Source organism: Helicobacter sp. TUL (genome assembly GCF_002287135.1).
Classification (GTDB): domain Bacteria; phylum Campylobacterota; class Campylobacteria; order Campylobacterales; family Helicobacteraceae; genus Helicobacter_F.
Window position 1 is genome coordinate 1 of sequence record NZ_NESU01000016.1, and the last position, 18,438, is coordinate 18,438.

Below are 18,438 nucleotides of genomic sequence, written 5' to 3' on the forward strand. Positions count from 1 at the left end.
GGGTAGATAGTGTTATATTGTTGCCTAAGTGAGAATGTGATGAAATGTGATTGTGTGATGTAGGATTTTGTATAAAATTTGGATTAAGTAATAAAATTTCAAAATATTGAAATTGTGTTGTAAGAGCATCGTGTAGGCTATACAGCTTTGTATAATCAATATTTGTATTTAAAATTGCTACAGAAACAAGAGAGGTGTTATTTACCATTAAATTACCTTTGTAAGATTAAGCTTATGAAATTTTCTGTGAGATATTTATACTAAAAATATCATTAAAAAACTATAAGTGCTTTAAGAGACACATTGTCAGCAATCATAATATTTTTGTTACAAACGCTTCTAGCAGACCATTGAGTAATGCGTGAAAAAACCTCTCTATTCATCGCCATTTTGTGCGCTACCACGCCACCTACACCACCTGCACCGATTTGTAAAACACAAGCCATAATACAATCCTTACAATAAAGTAAAACATTAAGTAGTTTGAGGCTGTATTATAGCATTTAGTTATTGATTGTTAATTGATACTATGTTTCTTCCTATGTTAGTTGCGTGTTGTATAGAATCTAGCTTATCTACTAGCGTATCAAGCGTAACTTCTGTGATAGGTATTTTTCGTATAAATTCCATTGCTTGTGAAATTTCATACCAAATTTTTGATCTTTTCTCATTTGGGTATGCTACAGAATCTATGCCCACAAGCTGTATCCCACGCAAGATAAAGGGCAAAATATTTGTGTTTAGAGCTATCCCACTTGCATTGCCACATACACTCATCGCTCCGCCATAGGATATTTGTGTCAATAAACTCGCGGCTAATGCCCCACCCACACAATCAATCACATAATGAAAACATTGTGATTGTAGGGGCTTATTGTCGTCTTTTATGATGTCTTTTGGCGATACAATATCACGCGCACCAAGACTTTTTAGCATTAGTGATTGATTATTTTTAGAGGTGATAGCAATGATATTGTCATACCCTTTTGCCTTAAGGAGTGCAATTACCATAGTGCCCACACCACCAGTTGCTCCCGTTACTGCTATGGTGGGTTGTGTGTCTTTATGCATTCCTGCTTGTTGTAGAGATTGTATGCTTAAAGCTGCTGTAAAACCTGCCGTGCCCACTATCATACTATCTTTGAGTGATAATCCATTGGGCAAGGGCGTAATCCAAGATGATTGCAATCTTGCGTATTGTGCATATCCTCCAGTGTGAGAAACCCCTATGCCAAAGCCTGTTGCCAAGACTTTTTGCCCTATGCTATAGCTTGGATTTTTAGATTCTACAATCTCGCCACAGAGATCTATGCCCGGTATCATAGGGTATTTGCGGATCACACCACCATTTTTCTTAAATACAAGCATATCTTTATAGTTGATACTAGAGTATTTGACCTCTATAACTACATCGCCATCTGATAGATCATCTATGGTGATGTCTTTTATGGCGTGTATGAGATTTTCTCCTTGCATATCCACACATATTGCCTTAAATGTCATAGATTCTCCTTGTTTGTGGCTTTTTATGTTGCTAACACATAGATTGCTAAGGATTATAACAAATTTATTACAAAGGCTTGTGTGTTTGGGATTGTTTGGTTTGCTACACACACCCATTTTTAAGAATGTATATTTTATAATACGCGAAATTTCGTGCTAGGAAGTGAGATATTATGAAATCCATACAAACTTCTAAAACCAAGTATATTTTTGTTACCGGTGGTGTGTTAAGTTCTCTTGGTAAGGGCATCACATCTTCTTCTATTGCTACGCTTTTGCAACATAGTGGCTTTGAGGTGAGTATATTAAAAATTGACCCTTATATCAATGTCGATCCTGGCACGATGAGTCCACTAGAGCATGGAGAAGTCTTTGTAACAAGTGATGGTGCTGAAACCGACCTTGATATTGGGCATTATGAGCGGTTTTTAAACAAAGATTTTCACAAGGCAAATAACTTTACTACAGGGCAAATTTACCTCTCTGTCATCGAAAAGGAGCGAAGGGGCGAATACCTTGGCAAAACGATTCAAATTGTCCCACATATAGTTGATGAAATAAAGCACAGAATCCACCTTGCCGGTAAGCAAAGCGATTTTCTCATTGTCGAGCTTGGTGGCACCGTGGGTGATATGGAGGGTATGCCATACCTTGAGGCTATGCGTCAGCTTAAACACGAATTAGGATCTAATCAAGTTATTAGCGTGCATGTAACGCTTATCCCGCTTATCAAAGCTGCTGGGGAGCTTAAAACAAAACCCACACAACATAGTGTGCAAGAATTACGACGCATAGGGATTTCTCCACAGATTCTCGTGGCACGATGTGAGCGTATGCTTGGTAAAGAGCTAAAGAAAAAAATCGCCCTAAGTTGCGATGTAGATGATGATAGCGTGATTGTGGCTCAAGATTCACAAAGTATCTATAAATGTCCGCTAGATTTTTTGCAAGAGGGAATTTTGGTGCCTATTGCAAGGCGTTTTGGGTTGGGTGAGTTAAATCCTAATATGGACGAGTGGGATATGCTTGTCAAAAAAATTATTTCCCCAAAAGATAGCATTACCATTGGTTTTGTGGGTAAATACCTCTCGCTTAAAGAATCATATAAATCCCTCACAGAAGCACTTATCCACGCAGGAGCGCATATAAATACGCGCGTAGATATTCGCTGGATAGATAGCCAAAAACTTCAAGGCGCTGCATTAGAAGATGGCAAATCAGAACTTGATGGGGTGGATTCTATTCTTATTCCTGGTGGTTTTGGAGAGCGTGGGATTGAGGGTAAATTACAAGCTATAGAATATGCGAGAGTGCATAAGATTCCATTGCTTGGAATCTGCCTTGGTATGCAGCTAGCGATTATTGAATATGCGCGTAATGTGCTAGGGATAACACAAGCAAATTCTACAGAGTTTGATAAAGACACCAAAGAACCTATTATTTATCTCATCGAGGATTTTATAGATTCACAAGGCAATAAGCAGGTGCGCACTCATAGTTCGCCTATGGGTGGGACAATGCGTTTGGGCGAGTATCCTTGCGCGGTTTTAAAGGGCAGTAAGCTTTATGAGGCATATAAACAAGATTGCATTAGAGAGCGACACAGACATCGCTATGAAGTTAATCCTGCTTACAAAAAAAGGCTAGAAGATGGTGGTATGGTGATTAGTGGTGAATCTAGCGGACTTGTCGAGGCTATTGAGTTAAAAGATCATCCTTGGTTTGTTGCTGTGCAATTCCACCCTGAATTTACCTCAAGACTAAAAAACCCAAATCCTATTATTTTGGAATTTTTGCGTCAAACACTCGCACACAAAAGAGTGCATTAGTGTGAAGTATCTAAGCAAAGCACAGATACGAGATATTTTATCTAGTCGTGATCTTGCACAAGGGGTGATGAGTCTTAGGGATTTGCCCCTGCCTTATAGCCTTAAAGGTGTGCAAGAAGCCGCAAAGCTTGTCGTTACACATATCAATCAAGGCTCAAAGATTCTTGTTGTGGGAGATTATGATGCCGATGGTGTGAATGCAAGTGCGATTATGCAAGGATTTTTTAGCGCACTTGGGTATAAAAATGTTGATATAGTCTTGCCAAATCGCTTTAGTGATGGATATGGGATTACTCCCACGCTTCTTAAACGCATTGATGCTACAAGGCATTATAGGCTTGTTATCTCTGTGGATAATGGCATTAGTGCATTTGAGGCAGGGGAATTTTGCAAGGCACACAATCTCGCACTTATTATCACCGATCATCACACGCCACAAGATACACTTCCATATTGCGATGTGCTGATAGATCCCAAACAAGATGATTGTTTATTTCCTTTCAAAGACATTTGCGGTGCTATGGTGGCGTGGTATTTGTGTGCAGGGATTAAACAAGAATTGGGCGTATCTCTTGATATGAGTGTGTTTTTGCCTTTTGTGGGTTTGGCAACACTGGGGGATATGATGCCACTTGTTGGAATAAATAGAGTGATACTCAAAAAAGCCTTGCAAGTGATACAGCACTCTAGTGCGCCTTTTTGCCAAGTCATACGCCAAAAAATGGATGTGATTGATTCACAAGGGTTAAGTTTTGGCATTATCCCTTTGTTAAATTGTGCGGGGCGTGTCAGTGATGCGCGGATAGCATTTGAGTTTCTTACATCACGCACACTACAAGAAGCTTTGCAAAGCTATCAAGCCTTGCAAGTATTAAATACTAAACGCAAAGCCATTCAAGCCCAAACGCTTCACGACATTATGGATTGCGTGATACAAACTCCTACATTTGTGTATGCTACTGGGCAGTGGCATATAGGTGTGCTAGGGGTGGTGTGCGCCAAACTCACGCAAATGTATGAAAAATGCGCCTTTGTGTTGAGTGATGAGGGAGAGATTCTCAAAGGTTCTGGTCGTACTTATGGGAATATACATCTTATTAAATCCTTGCAAAAAGCCCAAGAGACAAAACCACTTTTACTTGAATTTGGCGGACATCAAGGGGCGGTTGGTTTGCAGATTCACAAAGATAATCTTGTAGAGTTTTTAGAGATTTTAGAGCAGTCTTTGGTGTATGAAGTAGGGGATATGCCTAGTGATGTGTTAGGATATGTGAGTGCGTGTGATATTGATATGGAATTATTTAGCATTGTGGAGGAATTTGAGCCATTTGGTGCGCATAATCCTAAACCTTATTTTATATGTGATGATTTAGCACTTATAGATTCTAAACCTATGGGAAAAAACAAAGAGCATTTGCGTCTAAACTTCCAATCTCCAACAGGCAATAAACTATATGGTGTAGAATTTTTTGCCACAGATACTTGTGTGCAGGAGTGGCGATTTTCGCTAGCGTATGATACATATTTTAGGCGTTTGTGTTTGCAAATAAAAAGGTAAGCTATGCCCTTTGTGCGTGAAGAATATACTATCACCCAACCTCTTAAGGCATTTGTGTTTTTGGTGCGTGTCTTACATCTTAGCCCAAACGCAGCACAGCGCCTCATTGATAAGGGGCGAATGACACAAGGTGGAATCAAGGTAGGCAAAGCTCAAGAAGTGTGCGGGAAGATTGAAATCACGCATTTTGTGCCACAAGATTTGGGATTGGAGCCACTTTTTATCCACGAGGATTTTTGTGTGTATGATAAACCACATCATCTTTTGACGCACCCAAAGGGGCTTTTTGCGCATTATAGTTTAAATGACGCACTCAAAAAGAGTTTTGGCAAACAAGCAAATCCAGTGCATAGGCTAGATTCACTAACAAGTGGGCTTGTGGTGTGTGCGTTGCATAAGCAAAGTGAGCAGACATTAAAAAATCTTTTTGTGTTACACAAAGTGCAAAAAACATATACAGCTATTGTGCGCGGGATTATAAAAGAGCAAGAACGCGTGATTTGCGCACCTATTTTGGCACATAATAATGGCAAGGATTTAAGTATTCGGAGCGTGATTTCGCCTCTAGGCAAATATGCAAAGACATATCTTAGGGTGCTAGATCGCGATATAGTGCGCAATCAAACACTTATTGAGGTGTTGCCGCTGACTGGTCGCACACATCAAATTCGCGTGCATTTAGATTCTATCTCTCACCCTATTGTAGGGGATTATCTTTATGGCGTAAGTGATGAGATCTCACGCTTTTTTTTAGAATCTAAGGTGCAAAAAGAGGATTTTATACGCTTATTAGGTGTGCCACATCTTATGCTTAATGCCTCAAAGCTTACTTTTTGCTATAAGAATGAGGATTTTTGCTTTGATTCTGTGTTGCGCGAGGATTTGATACGATTTTTTTATTCAAGTGAGAATCTATGCCATTAAATGCCCTATCATCATATACCGCCGATCGTGTGATTTTACCACGCCGTTATGGTATTGCACATGGCAAAAGTTTTTTATATGGTCCGCCTAGATCAGGTAAGACTTCTTTGGCATTGCAATTTGCGCTAGGCTTTAAAAAGCCCATTTATATTGATTTGGCTAATAGGCGTTTGCAAAGTGATGAGGTGCAGGGGTATTTGCTCAAAATGCATTTAGAGAAAAAAGTTGATGTGCTTGTGCTTGATAATTATCATACGCCTATTGCGTTGCCACATATCCCAAATATCGTGCTAATAGGGCAAAAAGAGGCTTGTCCGCAGGATTTTGTGCCTAAATGTATTTTGCCATTGTGTTTTGAGGAGTTTGTGAGCTTTGATACCAAAAATCTTTCACTCAAAACACTTTTTAATACTTTTTTAAAAAATGGCAATCTTCCAGAGATTCAAGAGTTTGGGGCATATAAGCGGCTTGAGCGATTATATGAGATTATTTGTGTGGCGTTTGGCGCAGATACAGAGCTTTTTTTGGCGCTTTTAGGATTTCAGTCCCAAAACACCACGCCTCATAGAATCTACTCGCAGCTAAAATCCACTATGAAACTTTCAAAAGATAGAATCTACTCCACGCTTACGCATTGGCAAGATAATAATGTGCTGTTTTTTCTCCCACATTCTTATAAGCCAAATGCAAAAAAATTGTATTTTGCAGATTTTTCTCTTTCGCATTTATTACATCATAATCTTGCTGCGCAATTAGAAAATATGCTGTTTTTGGAGTTGCTAAAGCTTGGTGAGCATAGCAACGAGGCTTTGTGCTATGGCGATGCAGGAGAGTTTATATACCAGCACCAAGCTTTTGTGAGTATTCCATTTGCCACGCAAGATCTCATAGAGCATAGGGTTAGTAAAATGCAAAGTGAGCATATATATGTGATTACCCTAAGCTTTGAGGGGCAGGGAAAGGTAGGCAAAAAGCATTGGAAGGCGATAAACTTCATTGACTTTGCATTGGGAGAAGAATAGAAAATTATCTATGGATTTGTCTTTTATCGTTGGTCATTGGTGTGTGTTTGTGATGTCGCTTTGAGAGCTATATCGCCATAATTTTTCCTAAAGACATAAAAAATGCCAAACATAAGCGCAAGTCCTATGACATAGCCCCATATTCTAGAATCTAGCCACCCAGCCACACCAAAGCTCACAATCGCAATGAGTGCCACCACGCTTACATAAGGTAATTGCGTGATGAAGTGGCTTTGCACCGAGCAACCAGCACCTGTTGCAGAGAGAATTGTCGTGTCAGAAATAGGCGAGGCGTGATCGCCATAGACTGCGCCAGACAAAACTGCCGAAAGCACCAACACTAAATCCACGCCATTAGCTTGTGCTAGACTTGAGGCGATAGGTATCATAATGGCAAATGTTGCCCAGCTTGTTCCTGTGCAAAAGGCAATAAAACCAGAGATTGCAAAACTCACCACGACGATTGTAATATGTGGATTGAGCGCGCTAGATTCTAAAAATTCCTTACTAAGATTTGCGAGATATACACCTGTGCTTAGATCATCTTTGATAATAGGTCCTATAGCCCAAGCTAGTATGAGTATAAGACATGCAGGGAGCATAGAGGCGATACCAGTTTTTAGGATAGGTATGTAGTTTGGTGGTGCGATATGAGGCAAAGAGAGAAAAAGGCTTAGCACCAATGCACCCAAACCACCAAAAAAGAGTGAAAATCCAGTGTCTGTATTTCCCAACATACTTATGAGATTTGCTTCTCCACTTGCTTGATAGCCAGTATAAAAGATAAGTCCAGCCACAAAGCCAAGCAAAGCAAATATAGGAATGATTAAAAGCCATATACTAGATTCTGTGTGTGCAGTGATAGAGGTATTTTCTACAACATCGACATTTTGATTTTTGCGCATTGCAGGGAGATTTATCTGCCATATAATTGTGAGAAAGACCGCCAAAAGTGCAAACCACGCATAATAATTCCCCCAAATGCTAGAAAACAGCAACACAAAACTATCGCCCTGAAATGTTGTGTTAAGTTGCATAATGATATACGCGCCCCAGCTTGAAATGGGCATTAAAATACAAATAGGCGCGGAGGTAGAATCTATAATATATGCTAAGCGTTCGCGTGTGGAGTGATTGGCGTCATTGAGTGATTTGCTCATTTGTCCCACCGTTAGGGCATTAAAATAATCATCAACAAACACAACAATACCAGCAATAAAGGCAAAAAATTCTGAACCTTTTTGTGTTTTTACGCGTTTTCTTGCCCATAGCACAAACGCAGAAATACCTCCAGAATAACTCATAAGTTGTGTGAGAATCCCCAAGATAAACAAAAACCCAAATACATACAAACTTTGGGCATTGATAATAAGCTCATCATCTTGATATGTATAAAACACAGAGGCTATATGTTTGTAGGCATATACAAAAACTTCTAGTGGATTTTGGTAATGGAGTATAATGCTTGCCAACACTATCCCCAACAAGAGTGAGAGCACCACACGCCGTGTCAAAAACACAAGCGCTATGGTTACCAATGGCACAAGGAGGCTAAGAGCAGAATGAGCATACATATTAGACCTTAACAGATAAGAGTAGTTTTGGCGTATTGTATCAAACTAGTCTTAAATGATTTAAGGCTAAGTGGGTTATTCCCATTGGCTAAAGGATTTTTGCGCGACTTCTATCACACAATCTATGCCACCTGCAAGCGAAAATAGCCAATACTTATGCGCATAGAGTAAGTCAATTTGCTTTGCTTTGAGCGCAATATCATCTTGTGCAATACGCACCACAATCTTTGCTATCTCCATTTCTTGATGCACGATATAAGATTGAATCGCATCATTAAAGCATGTCGTAAAAGCCTTGTCATAAAAAAATTCTTTGATAGATTCTATGTGTTCTAGTGCGGCGCTTATCTTTGTGAAATCAAAGTTTTCTAAATCATTTTTATTTGCCTCAAGATCTTCTATAAGTCCTGCCACTTCCAAAAAGACTTCTTCAATTTTTGCCTTTTTTTCTCGCGCAAATGCCAAAAATTCCCTTGTTTTTTCTCGCGCCTTTGTCATATTGGATTCTATAAGTTCTAATGGCGGAGGCGTGAGGATTAGCGGTTGTTTTTTGGTGCTAGTATCTATGCTTTCTAGGGCTTTGGCAAATGGCATTTCTATTGTGCCTTGTATTCTTGCACCGCCTTCTGTAGCATTGATGACTTCTAGTTTATATGGTGTTTGTGCGATGTCGGCTTCATAAAATTCTAAAAAAAGTTTCCATACATTGGTGCTTTCTACCATACCTTCACCGCCATATGCTGGAAGCAAGACTTTTTGTGAATCTTGCTTTGGTGCAATTTCTCGCTCGCCATAGACAGCATTTTTGGCATGAGAGCTACCATCTTTGGCAAATGCAAGATCTTGCCCTATGAGAATGCAACGCGTAAATTTCGAATACACCACCATTTCATAAGCCATATTTGCCGCAGACATACCCACGCCAATATATCCATAATCATTAAAGCCAAAATAATATGTATAGCCAAATGGACGCATACTCCATTGCACACAATCTCCCTCTAGTGCGTCTGCTAAGCGTTTATGCACGATTGTTGTGATGGCAAAAATCACATCTTTATGGCAAGGTTTTGGCGTTTCTTCATAGAATCTAGCGGTGAGATCCACACGCTCCAATGAAAACACAACATCAGGCTTAATACCCTCTTTGGCAAGAATTGGCAAGGACGCATCGATACAAAAAATCGTGAGATAATCTTGGTATTGCTTAAGAAGTGGGAGTTGTTTGCTAAGGCTTGGACCTGTGGAGACAATAACCGCGGTGCTTTTTTGATTGGCTCGTTTGGTGCGCAATTCTTTGATAAGCGTGATAAGTGATGGAGAGGCAAGCATTTTGGGGAGATTGGCTATGTGGTGTGCTATACCTGTGATAGCGTCTTTGCTATCATTCCCCACGCTAATGACACAATGTTCAAGTGCTTTAATAAAATAGCGATTAAATTCTATGCTTAGCGTGGCATAACGATCATAGTAGGCGTTAAAAATATGGAGATTATAGAGTTTAGAGTAGATTTTTGTATGTGTGTCTTGCAAAAAGATAAGAAGCACATCTTGAAAAGTGCTTTGTGAATCTAAAAACAAAATTCTAGATTCTGCAATTTCTTGAGAAAAATCTAGCAAGTGCAATACGATAAATAAAATTTCAAGCTCAGGTTCTATGACCACCACACGTTTGAGATATTCATTTTGTAAAAGCACCTTATAAAAGACCCCATTTCCAAGTCCAAAGCAATATAGATAAGGATATTGTGCATAGGGCATAAATTCGACAATTTTTTGGTTAGTTTGTATAAGTGGTGAATCTACAAAAATAGGCGCACAATCGCGTGTATCAATGATATTAAAATTCAGCACATCATCGCCCAAAAACACTTCATAATGCGTGTTTGGCACGACATCTTGAAGTCGTTTGGCGAGATTTGGCGAAGTCTTTTGGAGTGCGCTAAGGTTAAGCGCAAAAAAATCTTGCATAAGATAGAGAATCTAGCCTATTGCAAAAGCCGCAATACATTTTGTTGCACAGCGTTTGCTTGTGCCATCGCAAAACTTCCGCTTTGTGCCAAAACATTATGTTTAGAGAAAGTCGCAGATTCTGAAGCAAAATCCACATCGCGGATTTGTGATTCGGCACTTTTGACATTAACTTGTGTAACAGAGACGTTATTGATTGTGGCGACAAGTTGGATTTGTGCCGCACCAATATCGGCGCGCAATTTATCGAGCTGAATCCTTGCAGATTCTGCCATATCCATAACCACCATTGCACCTTTAAGGCTTGTAACACCAGCACCGATACCACCGGCATTAAGTTCGGCTTGCGCGACATTGGCATTTGCTCCAGATGCCGAAGCGATATTGGCGTCCATTTCACCACGCAAGGAGCGGAGATTAACCGTGTATTCAGCAAGACCTTGTGCAGTATGGAATCCAACGTGGCTAAAGTTATACCCACTGATAATAATATCACGCGCATCGGTTCTAATAAGTGTCAAGCGCCCAATGATTGTGTGTTCTGTTCCGCTAATCCCTGCAAAGTTACCACCACCAAACACAAAGCCAGTTGCACTTTGTGTGCGCACAGCAATCGCACGACCATCGGTGCTACGCAAGTTTAATCGCCCAGTAATATCAATAAAGGCTTCTGTTCCTGTCCTTTCTTTTACCGAGTTTATCGCATTAATAAGTCGCCCATCGGAGTCGTTTTTGCGCACATCATTGACCGTTCCAATAGTTACACCATTAATCACCAATCCCCGCACCGTTCCAGATAGCACAGGTGAGCTACCTGTCCCCATAACGCTCCAAGCTGCACGCACACCAAGCTTGTCTGAATGCTTGTTGATGACTTCTGAAAGCACACCAATACCAGTATTTGCAGAGGTAGAAATTTTTACGGTTTCAATTTCAAAGCTATTTTTTCCATCAACTTCTTTGATATTAAACATCACTTCAGTAAGGTTGCGTGCTGCTCCAGAAGCGAGCATTCCTACAGCCGAGAATGATGAGCTTTCCATACGAATATGCCCGATTTTATCCGAACTTGTAGGACCAATAGAGGCTTTAATAGTTGTATTAGAATACGCACCAATTTGGAATTCTTTGTTAGAGAATGCACCAGAGAGCATTTGTTGTCCATTGAAGCTTGTGGTATTGGCAATGTTATCAAGCTCCTCTAAGAGGCGCAAAATATCACTTTGTAGTGCTTTTCTTGTTTCTGTTGTTTGTCCATCTTGTGCCGCTTGGATAGCTTTTGTTTTGATAGTATCAAGGATTTTTAATTGCTCATCCATCGCTTTATCCGCCACTTGAATAATACCAATGGCATCGTTGGCGTTTCGCACAGCCTGTCCCAAACCTTCACTTTGACTTCTTAAACTATCTGCGATAGCCATACCAGAAGCATCATCGGCGGCTTTATTTAAGCGCAAACCAGAACTTAATTTTTCTAATGAATTGTGCAGGCTTCTATTGTTTGCCACACCGATAGTATGAGCATTGAGTGCGGAAATGTTTGTATTAATCCTAAAACTCATCGGGCATCCTTTGCTAAAGTTTTTTTATTTTTGCCGATTAAAGCAAAAGATATTCCAAAAATTTATGCCTCTTTTGTGCGTGTTTTTATGTTAAAATTATTGTTAATGGCTTCATAGAGCTGATTTTAGACATAACGAAAGTGCAGAATTATGAAAAATCTCATCATTGTAGAATCTCCAGCAAAAGCTCGGACGATTAAAAATTTTCTTGGTAAGGATTATGAGGTTGTTGCTTCAAAAGGGCATATCCGTGATCTTCCTAAATACACGCTTGGTATTGAAATAAAAGATAAGCATTTTATCCCAAAATATGCGGTGGATAAGGATCATACAAAAGTTGTCCAAGAGATACAACAACTTGCTAAAAAGGCAAAGACTACTTACATCGCAACAGATGAAGATAGAGAAGGTGAGGCGATAGGCTATCATATTACGCAGACATTGGGGCTTCCTAGTGAGAATTTTCCGCGAATCGTATTTCACGAGATTACAAAAAATGCTATCCAAAACGCACTCAAATCGCCACGCACAATCGATATGGACAAAGTCAATGCACAACAAGCAAGGCGTTTGCTTGATAGAATCGTAGGTTTTAAGCTTAGCAATCTTATTTCCTCAAAAATTGCGCGTGGGTTGAGTGCTGGGCGTGTGCAGAGTGCGGCACTAAAGATTGTCGTGGATAGAGAGCGTGAGATTGAAGCCTTTAAGAGCGTTACATATTATCTCATCACGGCTACATTTAAGAGCTTGGAGAATGCCATTATAGAATCTGAACTTGTGGGTTATGGAGGCAAGGCACTACAAAAACTAAGCCTTCAAGATAGCAAAGAAGTAAGTGCAATGCTCAATTCACTAAAAAAACAATCTTATAGCATTACACAAATTATTACCAAACACAAAAAAACAAGCACGCCTCCGCCATTTATGACTTCTACCCTCCAACAAAGTGCTTCTACAAAATTAGGATTCAATCCCACACGCACGATGAGTATCGCACAAAGACTTTATGAGGGTGTGCAGACACATAGTGGCGTAATGGGCGTTATTACGTATATGAGGACTGATAGTCTTAATATTGCCAAAGAGGCGACTATGGCAGCAAGAGAACTTCTTGCCAAAGAATATGGCAAAGCATATGTCCCAACAAAACCAAAGGTATATACGACCAAATCAAAAGCCGCACAAGAAGCGCACGAAGCCATTCGCCCCACAAATCTCGATTTTACACCAGAGATTGCCAAAGGCTATCTAAAACCAGAGGAATATAAACTCTATAAACTCATTTATGAGCGGTTTTTGGCTTCACAGAGTGCAGATGCAGAGTTTGAGCTCCAAAATATCATTTTTGAATCTACCACAGACCAAAAAGCCCAATTTAAAGCAAATGGCAGAAAGCTTGTCTTTGATGGATTCTATAAAATTACGGGCTATGAAGAGAGTGATACGCTTTTGCCTCCACTCCAAGAGGGCAAGAGTGTGAATCTTGTAGAGGTGCAAAGCCATACAAAACACACAGAACCACCGGCGCGCTATTCTGAAGCAAGTTTGATTAAGACTTTAGAATCTTTGGGCATAGGGCGACCAAGCACATACGCACCAACTATTGCGCTATTATGCAGTCGTGATTATCTAAAAAACGAGAAAAAAACACTTATCCCTCAAGAAAATGCCTTTAAAGTAACGCAAATGTTAGAAGAGGGATTTAATGAAATTGTTGATAGTTCTTTTAGTGCATCTCTTGAGGATAAGCTAGATTCTATAGCACAGCATAAGGCTGATTGGAATGAAGTTTTGTGGGATTTTTATGAATCTTTTATGAAAAAAATCGAGGAGGGCAAACAAAATATCGCGTCCCAAAAAGTCGCTATTCCAACAGGTGAGCCTTGCCCAAAATGTGGCAAAGAGCTTGTAAAACGCAATGGTAAGTTTGGCGAATTTATCGCGTGTAGTGGCTATCCAAAGTGCAAATACATTAAGCCTAGCGATTCCGCACAAGCCGAGCTTAGCGGTGAAGTGTGCGAAAAATGTGGCAAACCTATGGTGAAAAAATTTGGGAGAAATGGCGAATTTATCGCGTGTAGTGGCTATCCAGAATGCAAAAATACCAAATCTCTCAAAACAAAACCACAAGAAAAATTAGAGATTCCTTGTCCAGAATGTGGCGGTGAGATTCTCAAGCGTTTTAGTAAGCGTGGCGCATTTTATGGTTGTGCTAATTATCCAAAATGCACATTTATTTCCAAATATCCACTTGTAGCGACCAAATGTCCTAAGTGTGGAGGCGCTATGTGTGAGCGTGAGCTACGCAAAAAGCATATTTATGAATGCCTAAAATGCAAAGAAAAAATTGAACAAAGCTAAGAAGTGTAAGTGCTACATTATATTTCTAAGCGTCTTTTGCTATTAATCCCTACACTTTTTGGGATTCTCACACTTAATTTTTTATTGATTCAAATTGCTCCAGGTGGTCCTGTGGAGCGCACCATTGCACAATTAGAAAATCTCAATAAACCTTCAGAATCTACTATGGCTCAAAAATCTTTTTACAAAGCCACGACGGGTTTAGATCCAGAACTCATTGATCATATCAATAAGCTTTATGGCTTTGATAAGCCATTGTTAGAGCGATATGTGATTATGATGAAAAATTACATATGTTTTGATTTTGGTGAGAGTTTTTATCGCCAAAGCAAAGTGCTTGACATCATCAAAGAAAAGTTGCCTGTGAGCATTTCGCTTGGTGTTTTTAGCACATTAATTATCTATCTTGTAAGCATTCCGCTAGGCATTGCAAAAGCCAAGCGCAATGGAAGTCATTTTGATATAGCGACAAGCTTTGTGATTATCGTGGCTAATGCCATTCCTTCATTTTTGCTTGCGATTTTTCTTATTGTTGTTTTTGCTGGAGGGAGTTATTTTGATATTTTTCCATTGCGTGGGCTTGTGAGTGAAGGTTTTGAAATGCTTAGCCCTATGGAGAAAATCAAAGATTATTTGTGGCATTTGGTGTTGCCGGTGTTTTGCATTTCACTTGGGGGTTTTGCGGCACTGACAATGTTGTGTAAGAATTGCTTTTTAGAAGAGATTCATAAAACCTATGTCCAAACCGCTCGTGCCAAGGGGGCAAGTGAGAGTAGAATATTGTATAAACATATTTTTAGAAATGCTATGTTGCTTGTTGTGAGTGGGTTTCCTGTGGTATTTGTGAGTATGTTTTTTAGCGGAAGTTTGCTTATTGAGATTATTTTTAGTCTCGATGGGCTTGGGCTTTTGGGCTATGAGAGTGTAATAAATCGCGATTATCCTATCATTTTTGGCACATTATATATTTTTACTTTTCTTGCGTTGGTTGTTGGGATTATTAGTGATGTGTTGTATATGTTTATTGATCCGCGCATACATTTTGATAAGAGGGTGTGAGATATGGAACTATCAGTGATATGGCAGAGATTTAGGGCAAACACACGCGCATATGTGAGTTTGTGGATTTTTGGCGTGTTGGTGGTTGTGAGTGTGATTGCACCATGTATTGCAAATCAAAAACCACTTTTTATTTATCACGAAGGTAGGGCGTATTTTCCTATTTTTGTTGATTATCCAGAGACTACATTTGGTGGGGATTTTGAGAGTTTTACGGATTATTTAGATCCTTATGTAAGCGATGTGTTGCTAAAAGATAGCTTTGTGTTGCGCACACTTATCCCTTATAATCCAGAAACGATTCTTTTTGACTTACATACTCCTTCGCCGACATCTCCAGATTCTGTGCATTGGTTAGGCACTGATGACAAGGGTAGAGATGTGCTTGCAAGAATGCTTTATGGTTTGCGCACTTCTTTGGCTTTTGGATTTATTTTGACTATATGTGTGTTGATAATAGGCGTGAGTGTAGGTGCTTTGCAAGGGTATTATGGTGGCAGTATAGATCTTTTTGGGCAAAGACTTATTGAAATATGGAATTCTATTCCCATATTATTTGTGATTATTATAGTGGCAAATACGATTGCACCAAGTTTTTGGTGGATTTTAGGCATTGTGTTGGCGTTTTCGTGGATTGGTCTTGCAAGTGTTGTGAGGGCAGAATTTCTCAAGATTCGCAATCTTGAATTTGTCAAAGCCGCTAGAGTGTTGGGATTTAGTGATTGGCGTATTATGACGCGTCATATTTTGCCAAATGCAATGGTTGCGACTATTACCTATTTGCCTTTTATTATGGCGACTGGGATTATTACGCTTGGGAGTTTAGATTTTTTGGGTTTTGGGACGCAAGACGCAAGTTTGGGTGAGCTTCTCGCACAAGGCAAAAACAATCTCACTTCACCTCATCTTGGTATTAGCGCATTTTTGATAGTTTCGATTTTGCTTTCTGTGTTGGTATTTGTAGGAGAGGGATTGCGCGATGCACTTGATCCTCGAGCACATCGCGATTTATAATCTAAAATCCTCGTATAACTCTACTTAAGACTTCATCATTTTCTTTGAGTTTTAATGATCTATCTACCACTGTGTTGATAACCCCTTGTGATTTGTGGAGTAAGTCATTAATCGCATTAAGTTCTTCAATGATATTTTTTGTGTGGCTTGCGATTGTGATTGAGCTATCTGATTGTTGGTGAATATTGCCTATGACATCTGTCATAAAGTCTTGGACTTTATGCAGAGAATCTTTAGAAAGCTCTGTTTGCGTTGAGAGAGTTTCAAATGTCTTAGAGTTTGTGCTAATTGTTTTATTCATCTCATCAAGGCTTTGCATTGTCGCACTAATCTTAACTTCAATTTCTTGTAAGCTTTTGTTTGTGCGCTCTGCGAGTTTTCTTACTTCATCAGCAACAACAGCAAATCCTCTTCCGTGCTCGCCTGCTCTTGCAGCTTCAATAGCGGCATTGAGTGCCAAGAGATTTGTTTGGGAAGCAATATCAGAGATGAGGGCAGATATCGCGCTAATTTGTTGAATATTTTCTGAAAGAAATTCTAGCTTATCGTGTAATTCGCCTTGGCTTTGTGCTGCGCCCATCATTGCACTACCTAATGCGTTAGAATGTTCTTGTGTTTCGTTGAGATATTCTTTGGAATGTCCTATTTTTTCATCAGAAGCACTTGCGAGTTCGATATTTTCATCAAGTTCGACAAGAATATCTTTACCAGCACTTACATTATGTTCGGTTTTTGCCACAATGCTACTTATGTTGCTTTCTAGGTTTGCGATGTATCGATTGAGTTCGATAATTTCTTGGGTTGTATGCCCTGCGACTTCGATAGTTTCTTTCATCTTATCCACAAAAGAATTAATAAAGATACCAACAATTTGTAGCTCATCATTTGTGCCACGATTGAGGTGGAGTGTTCCACCAGCAAGTAGTTTTTCGCCTCCGCGACTAACATCATTGAGATAACGCACAACTGCTTTAGAATCTCGTTTGAAAGTTTGCAAGATTCTAAAGATTATAAGCATTGTGATTGCTGTAATAATTATGATGATAAACAACATAACAAAAATAACATTTGATTGTAGATTTGCAGATTCTCGCATTTCGTTGATATGTCCCAAATCCCCAATGATAGAATTTAGCTCCGCAGAGTTTTGTGTCAATCTATTACCAATGTCTTCCATATTTTTCATAGAGACACCAAGCTTTTTATTCACATTTTTGGTTGTTTCATATGTCCTATCGATAAGCACACCATAGATTTGCTCAAAATGTTTCTCAAGTTGCAAAGAGAAATCTTTGATATTTTTGGCTTCTAAGGCAGTGGCGATTTTAGGGTAGAAAGTTTGTAAGTCTTTGTCATTTTTTATAAAGCTTTCATTCCAGCTTTTTGTCATTTGTAGCGTAATATCTTTGTTTTTTGTGTCGCTTGGATTTAATAAAAGGTTGGTAAGTCTTGTGTTTATTTGACCGATAAATTCAAATTGTTCAATCAAGCCTTCATATTCGTCCATTGTGTCTTTAGTTTCTTGTATATGACCTTTGAGTGTGCCTATTTGTTCTATGGCATTTTGAGAAAGTGTGCTCACACCCTCAAAGCTTTTGTGTATGCCAAGCATACTTTTTGATTCGGATTCTACAAAATCACTAAATGTATATTTAAAAATAAAAAAAGAAATGGCTAAAAGCAGAATCCAAATACTTAACATTACAAGCCCTGAATTTAGTTTTGCAGCTAGACTTAAACTACTAAATTTTTTTAATAATGATTGTTGCATTTACTCATCTCCTTTTTATGACCCCCTTACAGGGGGGAAGTTGTTACTTACCAGCAACTTGTTCTTTGTTTGGATTATCTGCGGCACGAGCTATCATACAGCTTTCTAGCGTTTTTGCATCATTGCTGTCTTCTACCTTGCTAGATACCCATCGTGAGATTTGACTCATAGTTTTAGAGGCAGGATCTGGTGCATTATACTTTTGCATTAATGCATCGCAATTTCCTAGCATAATGCTAGGAATACTTATTAGAGCTACTAAAATAGCAATCTTTTTCATGTTTCACTCC

Annotated in this window: 13 protein-coding genes and 2 pseudogenes; 7 read left to right on the top strand and 8 right to left on the bottom strand. The window is 39.3% G+C overall.

Translation table 11 applies throughout. The annotated features are described in order from the left end of the window. The 3 genes and pseudogenes from B9T66_RS09040 to B9T66_RS07390 form a co-directional block, all read right to left on the bottom strand. Positions 1-208: pseudogene (locus B9T66_RS09040) on the bottom strand (hypothetical protein); the annotation flags it as partial. Positions 209-272: 64 nt separating this feature from the next. After that, the gene (locus B9T66_RS08890) at positions 273-446 is read right to left on the bottom strand and encodes a hypothetical protein (RefSeq protein WP_180763370.1); all 174 of its coding nucleotides are present in this window, start codon (positions 444-446) and stop codon (positions 273-275) included. Positions 447-507: 61 nt separating this feature from the next. After that, the gene (locus B9T66_RS07390) at positions 508-1,503 is read right to left on the bottom strand and encodes a YhdH/YhfP family quinone oxidoreductase (RefSeq protein WP_095628339.1); all 996 of its coding nucleotides are present in this window, start codon (positions 1,501-1,503) and stop codon (positions 508-510) included. Positions 1,504-1,676: 173 nt separating this feature from the next. Here B9T66_RS07390 and B9T66_RS07395 point away from each other — a divergent pair, with 173 nt between their 5' ends. Genes B9T66_RS07395 through B9T66_RS07410 form a run of 4 tightly spaced genes read left to right on the top strand, consistent with a single transcriptional unit; the run spans position 1,677 to position 6,836 of the window. Beyond that, positions 1,677-3,332 (top strand): glutamine hydrolyzing CTP synthase, encoded by a 1,656-nt coding sequence (locus B9T66_RS07395; protein ID WP_095628340.1) that lies wholly within the window; start codon positions 1,677-1,679, stop codon positions 3,330-3,332. Between the two features lies 1 nt (position 3,333). Next, the gene (recJ, locus tag B9T66_RS07400) at positions 3,334-4,890 is read left to right on the top strand and encodes a single-stranded-DNA-specific exonuclease RecJ (protein ID WP_095628341.1); all 1,557 of its coding nucleotides are present in this window, start codon (positions 3,334-3,336) and stop codon (positions 4,888-4,890) included. Between the two features lie 3 nt (positions 4,891-4,893). Beyond that, positions 4,894-5,814: an RluA family pseudouridine synthase gene (locus tag B9T66_RS07405; protein ID WP_095628342.1), complete on the top strand. Its 921-nt coding sequence runs from the start codon at positions 4,894-4,896 to the stop codon at positions 5,812-5,814. After that, positions 5,805-6,836 (top strand): ATP-binding protein, encoded by a 1,032-nt coding sequence (locus B9T66_RS07410; protein WP_095628343.1) that lies wholly within the window; start codon positions 5,805-5,807, stop codon positions 6,834-6,836. Before B9T66_RS07405 ends, B9T66_RS07410 begins: the two co-directional genes overlap by 10 nt. A 23-nt stretch (positions 6,837-6,859) precedes the next feature. Here B9T66_RS07410 and B9T66_RS07415 read toward each other — a convergent pair whose 3' ends face one another. The 3 genes from B9T66_RS07415 to B9T66_RS07425 form a co-directional block, all read right to left on the bottom strand. Further along, on the bottom strand, positions 6,860-8,410 hold the full coding sequence (locus tag B9T66_RS07415; protein WP_095628344.1) for a Na+/H+ antiporter NhaC family protein: 1,551 nt from the start codon (positions 8,408-8,410) through the stop codon (positions 6,860-6,862). A gap of 75 nt (positions 8,411-8,485) precedes the next feature. Beyond that, complete coding sequence (locus tag B9T66_RS07420) at positions 8,486-10,381, bottom strand: motility associated factor glycosyltransferase family protein (protein WP_095628345.1); 1,896 nt, start codon at positions 10,379-10,381, stop codon at positions 8,486-8,488. Positions 10,382-10,398: 17 nt separating this feature from the next. Beyond that, positions 10,399-11,943 (bottom strand): flagellin B, encoded by a 1,545-nt coding sequence (locus B9T66_RS07425; RefSeq protein WP_095628346.1) that lies wholly within the window; start codon positions 11,941-11,943, stop codon positions 10,399-10,401. Between the two features lie 150 nt (positions 11,944-12,093). Here B9T66_RS07425 and topA point away from each other — a divergent pair, with 150 nt between their 5' ends. Genes topA through B9T66_RS07440 form a run of 3 tightly spaced genes read left to right on the top strand, consistent with a single transcriptional unit; the run spans position 12,094 to position 16,377 of the window. Further along, on the top strand, positions 12,094-14,304 hold the full coding sequence (topA, locus tag B9T66_RS07430; RefSeq protein ID WP_095628347.1) for a type I DNA topoisomerase: 2,211 nt from the start codon (positions 12,094-12,096) through the stop codon (positions 14,302-14,304). Between the two features lie 9 nt (positions 14,305-14,313). Further along, positions 14,314-15,363: a microcin C ABC transporter permease YejB gene (locus tag B9T66_RS07435; RefSeq protein ID WP_095628348.1), complete on the top strand. Its 1,050-nt coding sequence runs from the start codon at positions 14,314-14,316 to the stop codon at positions 15,361-15,363. A 3-nt stretch (positions 15,364-15,366) separates the two neighbouring features. After that, positions 15,367-16,377 carry an ABC transporter permease gene (locus B9T66_RS07440; RefSeq protein ID WP_095628349.1) on the top strand — a complete coding sequence of 337 codons (1,011 nt, stop codon included), beginning with the start codon at positions 15,367-15,369 and terminating at the stop codon, positions 16,375-16,377. A 163-nt stretch (positions 16,378-16,540) separates the two neighbouring features. Here the strand turns inward: B9T66_RS07440 and B9T66_RS09380 are convergent. Together B9T66_RS09380 and B9T66_RS07450 are read right to left on the bottom strand one after the other, a co-directional pair. Further along, positions 16,541-16,873: pseudogene (locus tag B9T66_RS09380) on the bottom strand (methyl-accepting chemotaxis protein); the annotation flags it as partial. A 1,318-nt stretch (positions 16,874-18,191) separates the two neighbouring features. Continuing rightward, positions 18,192-18,428 carry a hypothetical protein gene (locus tag B9T66_RS07450; protein ID WP_095628351.1) on the bottom strand — a complete coding sequence of 79 codons (237 nt, stop codon included), beginning with the start codon at positions 18,426-18,428 and terminating at the stop codon, positions 18,192-18,194. Positions 18,429-18,438: the final 10 nt, after the last annotated feature.

What these genes read in the sequence shown, in the direction of transcription:
- B9T66_RS08890 (WP_180763370.1), bottom strand. Translation starts at nt 446, where the DNA reads ATGGCTTGTGTTTTACAAATCGGTGCAGGTGGTGTAGGTGGCGTGGTA.
- B9T66_RS07390 (WP_095628339.1), bottom strand. Translation starts at nt 1,503, where the DNA reads ATGACATTTAAGGCAATATGTGTGGATATGCAAGGAGAAAATCTCATA.
- B9T66_RS07395 (WP_095628340.1), top strand. Translation starts at nt 1,677, where the DNA reads ATGAAATCCATACAAACTTCTAAAACCAAGTATATTTTTGTTACCGGT.
- B9T66_RS07405 (WP_095628342.1), top strand. Translation starts at nt 4,894, where the DNA reads ATGCCCTTTGTGCGTGAAGAATATACTATCACCCAACCTCTTAAGGCA.
- B9T66_RS07410 (WP_095628343.1), top strand. Translation starts at nt 5,805, where the DNA reads ATGCCATTAAATGCCCTATCATCATATACCGCCGATCGTGTGATTTTA.
- B9T66_RS07415 (WP_095628344.1), bottom strand. Translation starts at nt 8,410, where the DNA reads ATGTATGCTCATTCTGCTCTTAGCCTCCTTGTGCCATTGGTAACCATA.
- B9T66_RS07420 (WP_095628345.1), bottom strand. Translation starts at nt 10,381, where the DNA reads ATGCAAGATTTTTTTGCGCTTAACCTTAGCGCACTCCAAAAGACTTCG.
- B9T66_RS07425 (WP_095628346.1), bottom strand. Translation starts at nt 11,943, where the DNA reads ATGAGTTTTAGGATTAATACAAACATTTCCGCACTCAATGCTCATACT.
- topA (WP_095628347.1), top strand. Translation starts at nt 12,094, where the DNA reads ATGAAAAATCTCATCATTGTAGAATCTCCAGCAAAAGCTCGGACGATT.
- B9T66_RS07440 (WP_095628349.1), top strand. Translation starts at nt 15,367, where the DNA reads ATGGAACTATCAGTGATATGGCAGAGATTTAGGGCAAACACACGCGCA.
- B9T66_RS07450 (WP_095628351.1), bottom strand. Translation starts at nt 18,428, where the DNA reads ATGAAAAAGATTGCTATTTTAGTAGCTCTAATAAGTATTCCTAGCATT.